Origin of the sequence: Pseudomonas sp. GM21, assembly GCF_000282215.1 — a bacterium.
Taxonomy (GTDB): Bacteria; Pseudomonadota; Gammaproteobacteria; order Pseudomonadales; family Pseudomonadaceae; genus Aquipseudomonas.
Genome location: NZ_AKJS01000006.1, coordinates 1 through 16,855, shown reverse-complemented (window position 1 = coordinate 16,855; position 16,855 = coordinate 1). Strand labels below are relative to the sequence as shown.

At 57.8% G+C, this 16,855-nt stretch carries 16 protein-coding genes and 1 pseudogene; 13 read left to right on the top strand and 4 right to left on the bottom strand.

Features of this window, described 5'->3' with window-relative positions; translation table 11 throughout:
- The 3 genes from PMI22_RS27970 (at nt 1) to PMI22_RS27980 (ending at nt 3,383) form a co-directional block, all read left to right on the top strand.
- A complete protein-coding gene (locus PMI22_RS27970) occupies nt 1-885 on the top strand; it encodes a fumarylacetoacetate hydrolase family protein (RefSeq protein ID WP_007942507.1) in 885 nt (294 codons plus the stop codon).
- A gap of 37 nt (nt 886-922) precedes the next feature.
- Entirely contained in the window at nt 923-2,509 is a 1,587-nt protein-coding gene (locus PMI22_RS27975; protein ID WP_007942506.1) for an MFS transporter, read from the top strand.
- 88 nt (nt 2,510-2,597) lie between these two features.
- The gene (locus PMI22_RS27980; RefSeq protein ID WP_007942505.1) at nt 2,598-3,383 is read left to right on the top strand and encodes an IclR family transcriptional regulator; all 786 of its coding nucleotides are present in this window, start codon (nt 2,598-2,600) and stop codon (nt 3,381-3,383) included.
- Between the two features lie 9 nt (nt 3,384-3,392).
- Here the strand turns inward: PMI22_RS27980 and PMI22_RS27985 are convergent, their stop codons facing one another.
- On the bottom strand, nt 3,393-4,583 hold the full coding sequence (locus tag PMI22_RS27985) for a thiolase family protein (RefSeq protein WP_007942504.1): 1,191 nt from the start codon (nt 4,581-4,583) through the stop codon (nt 3,393-3,395).
- Entirely contained in the window at nt 4,583-4,981 is a 399-nt protein-coding gene (locus PMI22_RS27990; RefSeq protein WP_007942501.1) for a Zn-ribbon domain-containing OB-fold protein, read from the bottom strand. Before PMI22_RS27990 ends, PMI22_RS27985 begins: the two co-directional genes overlap by 1 nt.
- A 139-nt stretch (nt 4,982-5,120) precedes the next feature.
- Between PMI22_RS27990 and PMI22_RS27995 the strand changes: the two genes are divergently transcribed.
- From PMI22_RS27995 to PMI22_RS28010, 4 genes are all read left to right on the top strand, one after another.
- Nucleotides 5,121-5,822 (top strand): SDR family NAD(P)-dependent oxidoreductase, encoded by a 702-nt coding sequence (locus PMI22_RS27995; protein WP_007942500.1) that lies wholly within the window; start codon nt 5,121-5,123, stop codon nt 5,820-5,822.
- Nucleotides 5,819-6,817 (top strand): fumarylacetoacetate hydrolase family protein, encoded by a 999-nt coding sequence (locus tag PMI22_RS28000; RefSeq protein WP_007942499.1) that lies wholly within the window; start codon nt 5,819-5,821, stop codon nt 6,815-6,817. The genes PMI22_RS27995 and PMI22_RS28000 overlap by 4 nt, the downstream gene beginning before the upstream one ends.
- A gap of 123 nt (nt 6,818-6,940) precedes the next feature.
- On the top strand, nt 6,941-8,341 hold the full coding sequence (locus PMI22_RS28005; RefSeq protein ID WP_007942498.1) for an aromatic ring-hydroxylating dioxygenase subunit alpha: 1,401 nt from the start codon (nt 6,941-6,943) through the stop codon (nt 8,339-8,341).
- Nucleotides 8,342-8,436: 95 nt separating this feature from the next.
- Complete coding sequence (locus tag PMI22_RS28010) at nt 8,437-9,012, top strand: aromatic-ring-hydroxylating dioxygenase subunit beta (RefSeq protein ID WP_007942496.1); 576 nt, start codon at nt 8,437-8,439, stop codon at nt 9,010-9,012.
- 84 nt (nt 9,013-9,096) lie between these two features.
- Here PMI22_RS28010 and PMI22_RS28015 read toward each other — a convergent pair whose 3' ends face one another.
- On the bottom strand, nt 9,097-9,837 hold the full coding sequence (locus tag PMI22_RS28015; RefSeq protein ID WP_007942494.1) for a DUF2889 domain-containing protein: 741 nt from the start codon (nt 9,835-9,837) through the stop codon (nt 9,097-9,099).
- Nucleotides 9,838-9,938: 101 nt separating this feature from the next.
- Here PMI22_RS28015 and PMI22_RS28020 point away from each other — a divergent pair, with 101 nt between their 5' ends.
- Nucleotides 9,939-10,739, top strand: coding sequence for an SDR family NAD(P)-dependent oxidoreductase (locus tag PMI22_RS28020; RefSeq protein ID WP_007942493.1), 801 nt, complete (start codon nt 9,939-9,941; stop codon nt 10,737-10,739).
- Nucleotides 10,740-10,808: 69 nt separating this feature from the next.
- Here PMI22_RS28020 and PMI22_RS28025 read toward each other — a convergent pair whose 3' ends face one another.
- Nucleotides 10,809-12,440 carry an ATP-dependent acyl-CoA ligase gene (locus PMI22_RS28025; RefSeq protein WP_007942492.1) on the bottom strand — a complete coding sequence of 544 codons (1,632 nt, stop codon included), beginning with the start codon at nt 12,438-12,440 and terminating at the stop codon, nt 10,809-10,811.
- 183 nt (nt 12,441-12,623) lie between these two features.
- Here PMI22_RS28025 and PMI22_RS28030 point away from each other — a divergent pair, with 183 nt between their 5' ends.
- From PMI22_RS28030 to PMI22_RS28050, 5 genes and pseudogenes are all read left to right on the top strand, one after another.
- Nucleotides 12,624-13,355 carry a TetR/AcrR family transcriptional regulator gene (locus tag PMI22_RS28030; RefSeq protein ID WP_007942491.1) on the top strand — a complete coding sequence of 244 codons (732 nt, stop codon included), beginning with the start codon at nt 12,624-12,626 and terminating at the stop codon, nt 13,353-13,355.
- 346 nt (nt 13,356-13,701) lie between these two features.
- Complete coding sequence (locus PMI22_RS28035) at nt 13,702-14,766, top strand: amidohydrolase family protein (protein WP_007942490.1); 1,065 nt, start codon at nt 13,702-13,704, stop codon at nt 14,764-14,766.
- Nucleotides 14,766-15,617, top strand: a complete 852-nt coding sequence (locus tag PMI22_RS28040; RefSeq protein ID WP_007942489.1) for a fumarylacetoacetate hydrolase family protein — start codon at nt 14,766-14,768, stop codon at nt 15,615-15,617. Before PMI22_RS28035 ends, PMI22_RS28040 begins: the two co-directional genes overlap by 1 nt.
- 13 nt (nt 15,618-15,630) lie before the next feature.
- Entirely contained in the window at nt 15,631-16,533 is a 903-nt protein-coding gene (locus tag PMI22_RS28045; protein WP_007942488.1) for a 3-hydroxyacyl-CoA dehydrogenase, read from the top strand.
- Nucleotides 16,530-16,855: pseudogene (locus tag PMI22_RS28050) on the top strand (steroid 3-ketoacyl-CoA thiolase); the annotation flags it as partial. The gene PMI22_RS28045 and the pseudogene PMI22_RS28050, both read left to right, overlap by 4 nt.

Here is a 16,855-nt window from a genome sequence, read left to right as displayed (position 1 = left end):
ATGCGTCTGGCGCGGGTCGAAGTGGCCGGGCAGGCGTTCTGGGCGTTGCTGGACGCGAAATCTGATCGCCTGCAGCGGATTAATGCGCCATTCGCCCAATGGGCCGGGCTAGGTGTGGACCTTGCGCCAGACGCCCTGGACCTTTCTGGCGAATGGTTACCGTTGTCGGCTGCGCGACTGCTTGCGCCGCTGGAGCCTGGCAGTCGGGTTTTTGGTGTGGGCCTCAATTACCTCAGCCATCTCAAGCGCCTGGGCAGTGATGCACCGGCGCACCCGCTGGCGTACATCAAGCCTGAGTCCGCGTTGGTCGGCGCTTATGACGAGATCGATTATTCGCCGCTGACCACCCAGCTCGATTACGAGGTCGAACTGGTTGCAGTGGTGGGCCGGCCGTTGCTCGATGAACCCCATGCCAGCGACTGTCTGCTGGGGTACACGGTGGGCAATGACATCAGTGCGCGGGATGCCGGCAAACAGATTGGTCGCCTGGACTTGCTCACTCAGAAAGCCATGGACCGTGCTACGCCAGTAGGCCCCTGGGTTGTGACGGCGGACGAACTGGGTGTAACCGGGCAACCGGAACTGGATCTGCGCCTGAGCGTCAACGATGAACTGCGCCAGCAGGACAATACCCGGCAGATGATTTTTACCCTGGATGAGCTGCTCAATTATCTGGATGCGCGCATCAGTCTGCGTCCGGGTGACTTGGTGTTCACGGGCTCTACCCGCGGAGTGGGCCTGGAAAGCGGGCGTTTTTTGCAGCCGGGTGATCGGGTCGAGGCGCACATCGAGGGTATCGGCCAACTGCGCAATACCATTGCTGCACCCCGCCAGCTCAGCCCTGCGCGTGCGGTTGGGCGACTGGGTCAACCGCTGGATAAGTAACGGCTGATTTTAATGGGTGTTACGCCGAGGTGTGATGATGAGCAAGGGTTCTGCGTGGGCGCCGTTTCGCAATAAAGCGTTCCGCGGCTTATGGTTGGCGGGGGCGGTGGTCAATATGGCGATCTGGATGCAGACGGTCGCTGCAGCGTGGATCATGACCACATTGACAACGTCCTCGGCGATGGTCTCCCTCGTGCAAACAGCCGTGACCCTGCCGGTCTTCCTGTTTGCCTTCCCGGGTGGTGTGATTGCCGACCGGGTTGACCGCCGCGGTTGGCTCATTATCACGCAGTGCATGATGCTCTTCGCCGCGCTGGTACTGTGCCTGCTGGCGTATAGCGCGCATCTGGAAACCTGGGGGTTGCTGGCGTTCACCTTTGTCCTGGGTACCGGCAGTGCGTTGGGAATGTCGGCGTGGATGGTGACCATGGTCGGTGTACTCTCCCGCAATCAGATACCGGCAGCCGTGTCGTTAAACGGCATTTCCATCAACGCGACCCGCGCGTTGGGGCCGGCGCTGGCAGGTGCGTTGATTGCTTACTGGAACACCACCTCTGTATTTTTGGTCATCGCGCTGTGCATGTTCGCGGTGCTGCTCTTCCTCTTTCGCCTGGTACCCAACCCGCCAGCCGTGGGCTTGCCACCGGAGACCCTGACCGGAGGCATGCGCAGCGGACTGCGTTATATCCGTCATTCGGCGGTATTGTTCAGCGCCATGAAGCAGGTATTGGTTTTCACCAGCAGCGCCAGCGCGTTGTGGGCATTGATGCCATTGGTGGCCAAGCAGGAATTGGGTATGGATGCCGGTGGTTATGGCTTGCTCATGGCATTTTTAGGTGCGGGTGCCGTGTTGGCAGCACTCAGCTTGCCGCGTCTGTATCGCGTATTGGGTATGCGGCATCTGCTGGTGTGCGGCGCCATCGCCTTTGCCCTCGCGACTCTCACCGCCGCGCTATCCCATAACCGTTACGGCGTCTGCGCGATGATGTTGCTTGCAGGGTTTGGCTGGATGGCGGTCAACGCGACCATTTCCACGGTTGTGCAAACATATGCCGCCAACTGGGTGCGCGCACGGGTCGCATCGGTCTATGTGTTGATCTTGATGGGCGCGATGGCTGCTGGCGGTGCGATATGGGGTGCAATGGCCCAATATCTGGGGCTACGCGAAAGCTTATTGCTCTCGACGCTGTTGTTACTGCTTGGCATCGCGCTTACCCGTAACGGCCGCGTGGAACTGGGGCAGGAGGCAGACTTTGCCGAGGTGCAATTGACCGACAAACTGCAGCTGGCCAGTCCGGTGTCCTATTCCGATGGACCAGTATCGGTGGAGATCGTCTATCAGGTCACGGAGCCCGACCGCGATGACTTTCTGACTGCTGTGTATGCAGTCGGCAAGTCAAGACGGCGTAATGGTGCGCAGAACTGGCGGCTTTACCGCGACATGGCGGACGAGCAACTCTTCAGCGAGCGCTTTATTGTTGAGTCCTGGCTGGAGTATTTGCGCCAGCAGATGCGGGTGACCCAGGCCGACCATGCCCAGGAGCTTCTCATCGAGCGCTTTCGTCGCGAAGACGTGCAAACCCGTCGGCTGATCTACCAACCGCTAGTGAAACTATCCGACTAAAGTGTTCGATTAATTCCCAGCTAAAACTTTTACGTCGCCAATCATTCTCAGGCTAGAATGGCGGCACTTTAAAGTTACTGGATCGGACATGGACTTCACTGACGTCAACGACACCACCAAATCGGCCGGCGCAACACTCGTCAAGCCCGTTTCCAACGCCATACGTATTCTGCGTTACCTCAGTCAGGTGGGCACGCCGGAGCGTTCGGTGGACATCGCCCGGCAATTGAAGATCAACCCCAGTACCTGCTTCAACATCCTTCGCACACTGGTGCTGGAGGAGGTGGTCGACTTCAGTGCCATGTCCAAGCGCTACTCGGTTGGCTTGGGGCTGGCGCGCCTGGTCGAACAATTGGTCACCCAAGGCCATCGCGTGCAGATGGCCAAGCCTCTGTTGCAGAACCTGGCTGCGCGGCAGCGGGTAACCATCACCCTCTGGCGCAAAATGAGCGCTGACCGTATGGGCATTGTCAGCTCTGCTGCCAGCCCGACTGATGTGCGTATCGACATGGCTGAAGGTCAGCGCCTGCCGATACTGATGGGTGCCAGTGGGCGTTTGTTCGCCACGCAGATCGACCTCGACGACCCAGAAGTACAGAGCAGTTTCGACAACATTCGCTGGGCCCAGCCTCTATCGCTGGAGGTTTTCCGTGAGGAAGTGAGAGTAGCTGCCGAGCGTGGCTGGGCAATGGACGATGGACATTTTTCGGGGGGCATTCTTGCCATTGCAGCGCCGGTCTACTCACCAACGCACAGCATCGATTTCACCGTTTCAGCGGTGATGTTCCGTGGTCAACGCGATGAAGAGGGCCTTGCCCAGCTGGGCAAGGCGCTAATCGAGTTCTGTAACGAAGTGGCCGGCGTTCTCTACTGAAACGCACCGTTACTCGCGTACCAGCAGCAGGCTGCCCCCCAGCGGGCCGCCACCTGCGGCCACCGTGCTGACACGGTGTTCACGGGTTTGCCGCCCTTCGGCACGGCCCCACAGTTGCAGGCAGGCTTCATGCACGTAACCCAGGCCATGGGTGCGCCCGCCAGATAGCTGCCCGCCATTGGTATTGATTGGCAAGCTACCATCCAGCGCGATGCGCGTCCCACCCTCGACGAAGGCTCCGCTTTCTCCGGTGGGGCAAAGGCCGAGGGCTTCCAGCCAGATCATGGTCAGAATCGAAAATCCGTCATACAGCTGCGCAGAGCCAACATCCTGCGGCGTGTAGTCGGTGCGCGCCCACATCATCTGGCCAACATCGAAGGCGGCCATTTTGGTCAGTGAAATCTGATCCCATGACCAGGGCTGGTTCAAGGCTGCACCCATAGCCTCGATGCGAATCGGTTTGTTCGGCTGATCCTGGGCGATGTCACGACGTGACAGGACAATGGCCGTGGATCCATCGCAATGCACGTCGCAGTCGAACATACGCAGCGGCGAGGAAATCATCCGCGACGCCATGTAATCGTCCATGCTCATCGGTGTGCGAAACACCGCTTTGGGGTTGCGCATGGCGTTCTGGCGACAAGTCAGGGCGATTTGCGCCAGTTGCTCCGGACGGGTGCCGTATTCATGGAAGTGACGTTGGGCGTACAGCGCCATCAGATTAGTGGCCGAGAGCACATTGAATGGCGTGAACCACTGCCAGGCGTAGCTGCTGTCACGCCCTTGAGTTTTATTGGTCAAGGCGCTCGCTTGTTTGTTCACCAGGCGGGCCGACGCTTCGGTGATGGTGCGAAAAACCAGCACGTGTTTACACAGGCCCGCCGCAATCGCCATGGCACCGTTGATCACGCCGGTAAGCGGGCCGGGTCCTTCGTAGCCGCCGCCGAACCAGTTGACGTTGAGCCCCAAGGCGCTTTTCAGCGCGCTCGGGCCAACCGGCGAAAATGGGTCGCCATTGTTGTTGTCGCCCGGCCAGCAGGCCACGCCATCGATGTCACTACGCTGCAGGCCAGCGTCAGCAATGGCCTCCAGGCAAGCATCAAGGGTCAACTGCATCGCTGACTTGTTTGACGGACGCCCGATTTCCGATTGACCGATGCCGGTGATGGCGACGTCTTTTTCATAACGATGATCGAACATCACTGATCCTTCTCGAACAGAGGCAACCAGACATCCTCGACATTGAGGAAGCTGACCCGTACCGGCATATCGATGTGCACATCCGTGACCGGAATGCCCACCACGTTGCTCACGAATTGCAAGCCAGGTTGTTCCACCAGCTCGATGATCGCGACCACATAGGGCACCTCCAGGTCGGGGGCCCAAGCCTGGTAATTGATGGTGTAGCTGAGGACTTTACCTTTACCGGACACCGGCTCTGGCGCCACTTCAAAGCTTGCGCAATGCGGGCAAAGCGGGGCAGGTGGATGGAAATACCGGCTGCAGGCCGCGCAGCGATGAACGAGCAGTTCGCCCCGTTCGCCGCCTTGCCAGAAGGCGCGGTTGTCGGCGTTGAGTGCAGGAAGTTTTCTAGGCATCAGCGGTCCGCAGGTGAGTGTTTGACTTGAAGTCATACGGTATCATTTGTACATATTTTCTAAAAGTGTCATATATTCATCCCGGCGAAGGCACGAATTGAACCTTCGTGCCGTAAAACAACAACAAGAGGATTTCACGATGTCCCAGTCGTTACTGGACAAGAGGGTAGTCGTCACCGGTGGGTTTGGTGCCCTCGGCAGCACACTTGGCAAATTCCTGCTGGCGCGTGGCGCCCGGGTTGTCTTGCTGGATCGCAGCGAGGCGCCTGCCGCCTTGCTGGACACGGAAAATCTGCTGTGCCTGGGCGGTGTCGACCTGACCTCGACCGAGTCGGCCAGCGCTGCTTTCGAGAAAATCGCCGCGCAGTGGGGCGGCATTGATGGTTTGGTCAATGTTGCGGGTGGCTTTGCCTGGGAGACCGTCGAAGGCGGTAGCCTGGAGACTTGGGATCGCCTGTATCAGATGAACGTGCGTACCGCAGTGGTCAGTTCTCAATCGGCGCTGGCTCACTTGGTGAACTCCAAAGCAGGACGCATCGTCAATATCGGCGCGCTGGCCTCGGTCAAAGCCGCGACGGGTATGGGGGCTTATGCCGCCTCCAAGGCCGGTGTCGCCCGGTTGACCGAAGCCCTGGCGGAAGAACTGAAGGATCGTGGCGTGACGGTTAACGCTGTGTTGCCAAGCATCATCGATACTCCAGCCAACCGTGCTGACATGCCTGACGCGGATAGCAGCCGGTGGGTAACCCCGGAGGCGTTGGCGGCGGTGGTGGCGTTTCTGTTGTCCGACGAAGCCGCTGCGGTAACGGGCGCGCTGTTGCCAGTGAGTGGCCGCGTATGAGACTGGTGACCTATACCGACGCTGAGGGCTTTGACCGCGCGGGTGCACTACTCAATCAGGACCAGCAAGTGCTCGACCTGCAAAGCGCTTACCGTTTGTTGGAAAGTCGCGACAGCGTGGCATTGAGCAGTGTGCTGGCCTTGGTGGAGGCGGGTGAGCCCGCGCTTGAATTGGCCCGTTCGCTGGTTGCCAAGGCCCCCTCGGCTGCGGTGCTGGAACGCGCCAGTGTGAAACTGCGCGCCCCGATCCAGCCGCCTCCACAAATGCGCGACTGTTCTTGCTTCGAACTGCACCTGCGCCAAAGCTTCGCGGCGGCTCGTCGCGCCCGTGCGCTGCGCACCGAAGACCCTGAAGCCACCTTGAAGGCGATGAACACTCGTGCCGACGACCGGGTGATCGAGACCTTCAACAAGCAGCCTATCTACTACAAGGGCAACCGTTTTGCGGTGATCGGCATCGACGATGAATTCCAATGGCCGAGTTTTAGCCGAGCGATGGATTTCGAACTGGAGTTCGGTTGCTACATTGGCAAGCGCGGCAAGGACATCAGTCGTGAAGCCGCCCGTTCGCATATCGTCGGGTACACCATCTTCAACGACATGAGTGCGCGTGACGCGCAGGCCCTGGAAATGCCCGGCATGCTCGGCCCGGCCAAGAGCAAGGATTTCGATACAGCCAACATCATGGGGCCGTGCCTGGTGACCGCAGATGAACTGGGTGATCCCTACGACCTGAATATGGTTGCCCGAGTCAATGGCGAGGAGTGGGGGCGCGGCAATACGCGTGATATGCGCTGGAGCTTTGAGGACGTGATCGCCCACGTGTCGCGCTCAGAAACCTTGTACCCCGGCGAGTTCCTGGGTTCAGGCACTGTCGGCAACGGCTGCGGCCTGGAGCAGTTGCGTTATCTGAAACCTGGCGATGTGGTCGAACTGGAGATCGATGGCATTGGTGTGCTGCGCACTCAAGTGGGCAAGGCGCCGACCAAGGACTGACCGTTATCTGAATGTCGAAGGTATTCACTTACAAATTGAAAGTGAATACTATGTACAAAAATAGAAAAAGTGTCTTATATTTCGCTGCAACCACTGTCGTGACGCTCTGATCAGGAGGCAAGCATGCTAACAAGAACAAGCCCCGTATTATCGGATGGAACCAAGGTTTCGGACCTCATCTATCCATCCAGCCGTGAAGTGCAAATGCGTGTGTTGTCTGACCACGAAATTTACGATCTGGAAATGGAAAAAATCTTCGGCAAGATCTGGGTGCTCCTGGGTCATGAGTCGGAAATACCTAACTCCGGCGACTTCATGGTCCGAGACATGGGGTCTGATTCGGTCATTGTTGCCCGTGGCAAGCAGGGCGAGGTATTCGTAACCCTCAATGTGTGCCCGCACCGCGGGATGCGCATCAGCACCGCTGATTGCGGCAACACGCAAATTCACAAATGCATCTATCACGGCTGGGCCTTCCGCACCAATGGCGATTTCATCGGCTCGCCAGTCGAGCGCGAATGCATGCACGGCAAAATGCTGCCCAAAGAAGAACTGGGTCTGAAAAAGGCACGGGTCACGCTGTATGGCGGCCTGGTATTCGCCACCTGGAACATTGAAGGGCCGTCGTTTGACGAGTTCCTGGGCGATGCCAAGTGGTATTACGACATGTTGTTCTGCCGCTCCGACAAAGGCATGGAAGTGCTCGGCCCGCCACAGCGCTTTATCGTAAACGCCAACTGGAAAACGGCTGGCGAGCAATCGGCGGCCGATGGATTCCACACCCTGACCTTGCACCGTTGGTTGGGCGAAGTGGGTAACTACGCCAAGAAAGGCGAGGGCGAAACAGCCGACCTCAGCCCGGAAATGATCGGCGTGGAAATCAGCTCGCCGCACGGCCATGCGCTGCGCTGCATCGACCTTGCGCGCAAGATCAAGCGTCTGACCGGCCTCGACCCGGCAGAGCTGACTGTGCAGCAAAAACTGGAAGCATTGCCCCCTGCCGGCATGACCGCCGACATGGTCGAGCAACTGGCACGCAATCTGACTGAAGATCAGTTGAAAGTGCTGACCAGCATGCCGCCGCAAGTCGGTGGGATGTTCCCGAACATTCTTTTCGGCTTCGTTTACATTCCGCAGCCCGATGGCAGCGTAGTCGGCTCGATGACCCTGCACGCTTACGTGCCTCGCGGTCCGGACAAGCTGGAGTTCGTCAACTGGGTGTTTGCCGAGAAAGACGCTTCGCCAGAACTGCGCGACAAGATGCTCAAGCAAACCATCCAGTTGTTCGGCACCTCGGGCATGGTCGAGCAGGATGACTCCGATACCTGGCCTCACATGACCCTGGCCGCCAAAGGTGCGATGGGCCGCAAGAGCACGCTGAAATACCAGGCTTGCTTCGAAACAGGAGCACCCGAGGGCTGGCCGGGTCCTGGCATCGTCAACGAAGGCTTCACCAAGGACGATACCCAGTGGCACTGGTGGTTGTACTGGCACGAGCTGATGACTGCACCGAACGACCAATAAGCGCTCGTTGGTCCTGGTTCGATTGCGGTCCTCGCGGGTCGCACTCGCCGGTAACAGCATTAACAAGTACAAGAATAAAAGTGAGGGAATGACTCATGGCTCAGGTTCAACAACGCGGTGTGGAGGATATCCAGCCGGGTTCCCCAGTCGGTACCAAGCGGGTGCCGGTGGGCTCGCCGAAATACAACGATGTGGTGACCTTTCTCTACGAGGAAGCCACGCTGCTCGACCAGATTCGCCTGCAAGAGTGGGCAGAACGTCTGGACACCGATCTGGTGTACACCGTACCGCTGCGCCAGACTCGCGTGGCGTCCGAGCTCAGAACCACTATCGTGCGCAGTGTTCAGCACTACCACGATGACTACCGCTCGATCATGGGCCGCATTTTGCGCCTGTCCGGCAAAAGCGCCTGGGCGGAAGATCCTCCCTCGCGTACCCGGCGTCTGGTGACCAACGTGTTTGTCGAAGAAACCGACAAAAGCGATGAATTTGTGGTGACCAGTTACCTGCTGCTGACCCGTAGCCGTTTCAACGATCACCATGTCGATATCATCAGTGGCGAGCGACGTGACGTGCTGCGTCTGCACGAGTCGGGGTTCAAGCTTTCCCGGCGCGAAGTCATCATTGACCAGGCGGTGCTCGGTACACCCAATCTGGCCGTCTTCCTCTAGGTTGCGTCGGCGGTCCGATTCCAACCCGGATCGCCGTGTCCAGAGGGCATTGACGGCGCTGCTGTTGAAGCGAGAGTGGGGTGACTAAGGCGCCTGCCTGAGCCACTCCTGATCCTGGGCGCACAGCTTGAGTTGTTCATGGCTGAAGTCCAGGGTTGAACCCTTTATACGCAGCGCCTGTTCGGCGCGTTCGGGTTGCTGGCTGTAGCAGCGCGCGGTGTTCTCGGCGTGAATCTGCTCGTCAAGGTTGTAGGCGCGCCCCATCGAGATCAGCGTGCAGCGGCGAAGTAACAGAGCCGCTTCGGCGGCTTCTTCGTTGAGGGTGTTCAGTGCCCAGCGTGCCATGCCTTCCCGAAGGTTGATGCCGGAATAGGGCGTTGGCGCTTCGATCATTGTGCCGTTGACTTCCCAAGTCAGATCTTCATTACCATCGCGTACCAAGGTAGCGCGGGTGCGGTTGTCGATGCGCTGGCCAATGTGGATTTCATAGCGGCGTTGAAGAGTCCCGCGTGCGGCAGCTGCAATGGCGAGTCCCGCCAAGTCCAACAAATGGGTGCATTGATGACTGGCGTCGGTCTGCCGGATGACAGAGTGGGCTATCCGGTCCAGTTTCATGCCGAGCAATTGTTGTAATTGATCACAAGCCTGCGGGCACATGGAATAGGGATAGCGCAACGCTTCACCGCCGATGGCAATGACTTCACCTTCCTGGTGACGAACCCATACACGGAAGTGATGGAAGTCGTCTTCCAGAGCGGCACGGACCTCACCTGTGCCATCGGCCTGATGAGCAATAATGTCTACGCAGCGACGAAATACAGTCATCGTCAATATCCTTGGTCCTGGTACTGTTTAGCCTGAAGAAATAAGCTATATTTAGACACTATAACCAATAATGTTCACAAAAAACAAAAAGCGGAGTGGCTATGGCACTGCTAAATGAACAGGTTGCGCTGATTACCGGTGCAGGTGGTGGAATCGGGCGCGGTATTGCGCTGAACTTTGCTAAAGAGGGTGCTGCCGTGGTGGTCGCCGAACTGGACGTCACCAGCGGGGAGGCCGTAGTCGCCGAACTGCAGGCTTTGGGCGCCAAGGCGGTATTCATCAAGACCGACGTGTGCAGCAAGACCGATATTGAGGCCGCGGTGCAATTGGCCGTTGATCAATTTGGTGGCCTGGACATCTTGGTCAACAACGCCTTTGCGCCAACGCCAAATGTCCTTCTGGAAGAAAAAACCGATGCCATGCTGGAGCAAACCCTCGGCTCTACCGTGTGGGCTGCCTGGTGGGCGATGAAAGCTGCGTTACCTCATATGAAGGCACGGGGCGGTGGCAAGATCATCAACTTCTACTCCATCGATATCGAGATCGGTGCCTGGCTGCACGGTGACTACAACACCGCGAAGGCCGCGATCGTCGGGCTGACTCGCAGCGCAGCCTCTGAGTGGGGGCGTTTCAACATTCGTACCAATGCCATTGCTCCTACCGCGATGGGTGCCACTTTCCATAAACTCGCCGCAGAAAACCCCGGCTTTGCCGAAATGTCCGCGTCGATGCGTCCGCTGGGCCGCTGTGGTGAGCCTGAAGCCGACATTGGCCCGGTGGTGGTGTTTCTCGCGTCTGAGATGTCGCGTTTTATCACTGGCGAGACTATTCACGTCGATGGGGGGCTGCATCTGCCCGGTTATAACTCCCGTCCTAAAGGTGTTCCGGTGCGCGAATACTGATTTCAGCCTTCAACTAAAAGCGCGGCCAGAGCCGCGCTTTTTTTTATAGCTGTTGAAGGGGAACGACAGTTATTTCTTGGAGACCACGATCGATGTAGTTTCAAGATCCCAAGTCGTGAGGGTTTTACCTTCATCGCGCAGCAAATACTTCAACACCCGACCTTGAGGGTTTTTCGGCAGGCTGCTGCGGAACTCGATGTAGCGCGGCAGGGCATAGTAGGGCACCGATTCAGTAGCCCAATGGAACAGCTGCTCCGGGTCCAGCGTTACGCCTTCATGCAGCACGGCAGTGACTTTCACATCGTCCTCGCCTTTATCTGACGGCACGGCATGTACTGCCACTTCGGCCAGCGCCGGGTGAACAGCAAAGGCTGCTTCCATTTCAAAGCTGGAAATGTTTTCGCCCCGGCGGCGCAGGTAGTCTTTCTTGCGGTCGACGAAGTAGAAAAATCCATCGTCATCGAACTTGCCAATGTCACCAGTGTGGAACCACATATTGCGCATCAGCTTCTGGGTGTCTTCCGGACGGCGCCAGTAGCCCTGGAACATGATGTCCGGACGCAGCGGTCGAACGACGATTTCGCCCGCACTGTTGGGCGGTACTTCCTGATCGAGGTCGTCGACGATTCTTACGTCAAAATCGGCAATTCGTTTTCCCGAAGAGCCGGGCGCGGCGTATTCACCGGCGGCCAGCGAAGTGATGACGCACGCTTCGGTCAGGCCATAACCGTTACCGCCGACCAGTTTGGTGCCGAAACGCTCGCGCCAGATTTTTTTGGTTTCTTCGGTGTAAGGGTTGCCTCGAGCGGTATGGATTTGCCCAACGCAGCGCAGCATTGCTTCGTTATCTGGCGCTTGAGCGAGGAGGCCGCCCATGCCGCCAAGGATTGAAGCGATGGTTGCACCTGAACGCTCCACTTCCTGCCAGAAATTGGAGACCGAAAAGCGCGGGAGAATGGCGGCGCGTGCGCCCACCAGAATGCTGGCGATGATGGATACGCACAGCGCATTCATATGGAACAGCGGCAGCGGTGTGATTGTCACGTCGTCGGCACTGGCCGGACCGGCACGCAATTGCAGGCGCGCCAGGTTGCACATGAAGTTGTAGCTGATCATGCAGCCCTTGGACGGGCCGGTGGTGCCTGAGGTGTAAATCAGGCAAGCAAGGTCTGAAGGCTGCGGCTTGTTAACGAGCGGGGTGGCATCATGGCCGCGCCATTCATCCAGTGGCGCGATGCGAATTCGGCAATCGGCTACTGTCTCAAGTGTGCCACGGTGAAGAATGTGCTGAACGTCGTGCAGTTGCTCAGCGAGCGGTGTGATGCGTGGAAGGTAGGCCGCTTCGCAGATCACCACCGAGGTGCCGGTATCGGCGATCTGATGGCGGAGAAACTCGCCCTTGAGCGCAGTGTTGATCGGCACACTCACGGCGCAGAGCTTGTTGATGGCCAGCCAGGTGGTGACAGCGTCGATGTTGTTATCGAGCATGGTCAGCACGGTTTCACCGGCTTTTACGCCCAGCGTAGAGAGGGCATTGGCCATCTTGGTCGAGAGTGAGTCAACCTGAGAATAAGTGTATAACTCGCCACTGAAATCCAACAAAATCTTGTCTGGATGCCTTGCTACTGCACGATCTAGTGCTTCGATGACAGTGTCTCGTTCTCCCACTGCCCAGGTTTCTGGATTGCCACTGCTGCCCATGTGTATTCTCCTTTTAGGCTCCCATAGCGAATGGTTTGCCTGATTTTATTTTGGTGAGAGAATTTGATTCTAAATACAAAATCAGTAAATGTCTTTAGCAATAAGTTGAACATATAATCTTATTTGTGCACAGATCCTGTGCTAGTGTTTCACTGTCCTTACTCTCTATGAGCCCGTCAATCCATGCCAAAAGCCGCATCCCAGAAAGCAGAAGCGCCTACACGGGCCCTCAAAACAAAAAAAAATACGCTGCCTGATGCAAAGACGGGCCCGTTAAAGTCGGTTGAGCGACGTACTGTCGTCAATGCAGTGGCGGGCACCAAGGTCAAGCCGAACCGTCGTTCGGAAGAAACCATCGCCAACATCCTTAAAGCCACTGAAGAGGTGGTGCTGATGTCTGGCGCGGATCGTATTTCGATCCTGGATGTGTGCCAGGTGGCCGGTGTTTCGCGCGGCACCTTTTATCGCTATTTCGCCTCGCAAGAAGACCTGCTGGACACCTTTTCACGTCATAAGCGCGAAAGTTTCCACACCTCGCTGTCGCGGGAGTTGGGCCATATCAGTGACCCGGAAGCACGCCTCAATGCGCTGTTTGCCTATCTCGACAACTATCTTGAGCAAAGTCGTGCCCGGCGCTTGCTGGTGGTCGCCCCGGACTATGCACTGGGCTTCTTTCGGCGGATTTTTCATGATTCGATCGTGCGCTTTCAGGATGGCCTGGGCATTGTTTTCGACGATTGGGACGAGCGCCTCGGGGTCCGTCTTGACCGTGAGCTGATCTGCGAAATGATCATTCGATACGTGTTAAGCGAAATCCTGGTGCCGGAAGCGGCGGGGCGCCGTTTGTTCCCGGTGCGGGTGAAAAAACTGCTCGGTGCCTTGATCATGGGTTCCACCTCCCGCACCCGTCGCTGACCGCCGACTAACACCCCTTCGCTGTAGGCAAAGCCCCCGTATATCGGGGGCTTTGCGTTTCCGGGTGTTAATTTTCTCTTACCTGCATAGCGCACTTTTTCCTGTCTGTGTCCATTTTGTGCCCCTGCGAGGTGTTTTTTGACAAGGGGCGAAGGCTCTGGCACGGGCTTTTTCATGCGCCTAGAAAATAAACTGAACAGTTTTTTGATTTCTGCTCAATTTGAATTTAAGCTCTGGTCTTAGCAGTGAGCCCTTGGCTTCCCCTTTCACGGCAGTTTGATCCTGGTCACGTGAAGGGACTGCGCCAATAACCAATAAAAAAGTGCCAACTTCGAGGTACCTAGACATGCTTATCGATCTACACGCCCACGCACCCCACCCTGGCTATTACAACCAGCACCCGCACTGGGGGCCGTTCTTCGAGCAACACGCCGACGGCGATATCAAGCTGCGTGTAGGTGATTGGATTCTTGGTCTCGGGTCGCCAGAGCGAAAGGCTGCAGTGCGCTCCGGTAATGGTCCCAAGCTTGAGGAATATTTTGCTCGTTGGGCTGACCCGAAAGTGCGCCTGGCCGGTATGGATGCTGCTGGACAGAACCTTCAGGTGGTTTCCGTCCCGTCCCATTGCTACATGTATTGGACTGAAGCCGAATTCGCCGTGCCATTCGCCCGCACCGTCAACAACACGCTGGCCGAGTACTGCTCCGCAGCCCCTGATCGCCTGATGTTCTGGGCTCATGCACCGCTCAATGCACCAGAAGCGGCGGCGGCTGAAATTCGTCACGCTTGCACAGAGCTGGGCGCCAAGGGCCTGGTCGCTGGCGGCGCCAACTTCGGCGGTCTGGAATTCGATTCGCCTGAGCTTGATGTGGTGTGGAAAACCCTCTGTGACCTGGATCTGCCGATTTTTGTCCACGGCTATAACCAGTCGGTTACCTGGGGCAAGAACGCTAACAGCGACCGCTACGAAACCACCGCCATCGTGGGTATGCAGTACGACGAAACCCGTTGTTTCTGGAACCTGATTTGCGGCGGTGTGTTGGATCGCTTCCCTGATCTGAAGGTGTACATCACCCACGGCGGTGGTTATGTGCCATACCAGCTCGGTCGTCTGGCCAAGACCAACGAAAACCTCGACGTCAAATACAACAAAAAACCGCTGCTCGATTACATGAAGAACTTCTACTTCGACGTAGAACTGCATGAAGTGCCGATGCGCCAGGCCCTGGTCGACATCATCGGTGCGGACCATGTGTTGTACGGCAGCAACTTCGGGGGCAGCGATGCCGTACGCCACGATCTGACTCATGGTCTGAAGTTGTCCGATGCTGACATGCGCAAGATCCGTTATGAAAACGCATGCCGCTTGCTGCACCTGGATCCTGCCAAGTTGGGCAAGGTAGGTGCCTGATGAAACTGGCGCGTTGTGAGTATTTTTCTACAGGCATTTTTTGGGCTGTAGTGGATGTCGCTCAAGACCAAGTGACTCCCATTTCCGGTGATTTCAAGGACTGGGCACCGGCGGTGGCGGCAGGGCGTGGTATCAGTTCGATTCGTTTCGCCGGGCCATCGCTTCCTCTGTCAAAGGTGCGTCTGCTGCCCCCGATTGAGCCGGTTAACCGGGTGGTGGTGGCGGGTGCGAATTACGCCAAGCACCTGGTGGAATTCGGATTGAAGGCGCCGGCACAGCCAGTGGCATTTCTCAAGGCTTATGGCGCGCTGATTGGTGCCAATGACCCGATCCGCTTTCCGCCGTTGACTGAAGAACTCGACCACGAAGTTGAATTGGTGGCGGTGATCGGCACTGACGAGATCGACCTGGAAAACCCGCTCGCTTGCGTGCTCGGTTACACCGTCGGCAATGACGTCAGTGCGCGAGACCTGCAACGCAGCGGGCCAGCGGGTATTGGCATGGATCTGTTTGCGGCTAAAAGCCAGGACCAGACCACCGGCCTTGGGCCCTGGATCGTCACAAAGGACGAATTCCCGGAAGGTTCACCGCGGCTGCGCCTGACCCTGAAAGTGAACGGCGAAATGCGTCAGGACGGCTCCACCGGCGAAATGACCTGGGATGTGGGTCAGTTGATCCGCTTCGTACAGCAGCGTTCGAGTTTCGCCAGTGGTGACGTGCTGTTCACCGGTTCGCCGGCGGGGGTGGGGATGGGCACCGGTCTGTTCCTCAAGGAAGGCGATGTGGTCGAGGCCAGCGTCGAAGGCATCGGTACATTGCGCAATGTGGTCGGTAAAAAGAACCGCGCCTAATCTGGAGCCAAACATGAACGCCAATAAAGAAAAAGTAGTCGTCGTCGGTGCGGGTCTGATGGGCACCGGTATTGCACATGCGTTCGCCAGCTCCGGTTTCAATACGCTGTTGGTTGATACCAATGCCGCCTCATTGACGAGCGCCCGGGCAAGCATCGAAAAAATCCTTGCCGATGGTGTGCGTCTGGGCAAAGTCAGCGAAGAACACGCGCAGCAATCGTTAGCCAATCTGCTGACCTGTAGCGACTTGAGCGAAGCTGCGATGGGTGCTAACTGGCTGGTGGAGACGGTCTCCGAGCAGTTGGCGGTGAAGAAGGCAGTGATCGGTCAGGCGGCGCCGCTGCTGGCGGAGAACGCCATTATCGCCACCAACACGTCGGCCCTCAGCGTGACCGAGATTGCGGCGTCGGTGGACTGTGCTGATCGCGTGATTGGCATGCATTTCTTCAACCCGGTGCACAAAATGAAGCTGGTGGAGCTGGTGCGTGGTTTGGCCACCAGCGATGAAGTGGTGGCGCGCACGCGCACCCTGTGCGAGCAGATCGGTAAAACCTCGATCGTTGTCAATGAATCGCCTGGCCTGACCACCAGCCGCATGTCCGCGCTCTTGGGTAACGAGGCGATGTGGATGTTGCAGGAAGGCACGGCCACTGCCGAAGACATCGACACAGCGCTGCGCCTGGGCTTCAACCACCCGATGGGTCCGTTGGAACTGGGTGATTTGACCGGTTGGGACACGCGGTTGTCGGTGCTGCGCTATCTGCACCAGACCTTGGGCGAAAAATTTCGACCTTGCCCGCTGATCATCAAAATGGTCGCCGCCGGGCGACTGGGGCGCAAGTCAGGGCACGGGGTCTACCGCTATGAAGAGGGTAAACAAGTACCGGGCTCAGGGCTCAAGGCGAGTGCGCTATGAAAGACATCGTCATAGTTGACGCGGTGCGTACGCCCATCGGCAAGTTCCGTGGCAGCCTTGCCGGCGTGCGAGCTGATCACCTTGGGTCGTTGGTGCTCAATCGTTTGCTGGAGCGGGTTGATGTATCGCCGACGCTGGTCGATGACGTGATCTTCGGCAATGTCACGCAAATTGGCGAGCAGTCCGCCAATATTGCGCGCACGGCTTTGCTCGGTGCCGGCTGGCCGGTCACCGTTGCGGGGCTGACCATCGACCGTAAATGCGGTTCGGGTGAAGTGGCCGTGCATATGGCCGCTGGCGCCATTGCGGCGGGTGCCGCCGA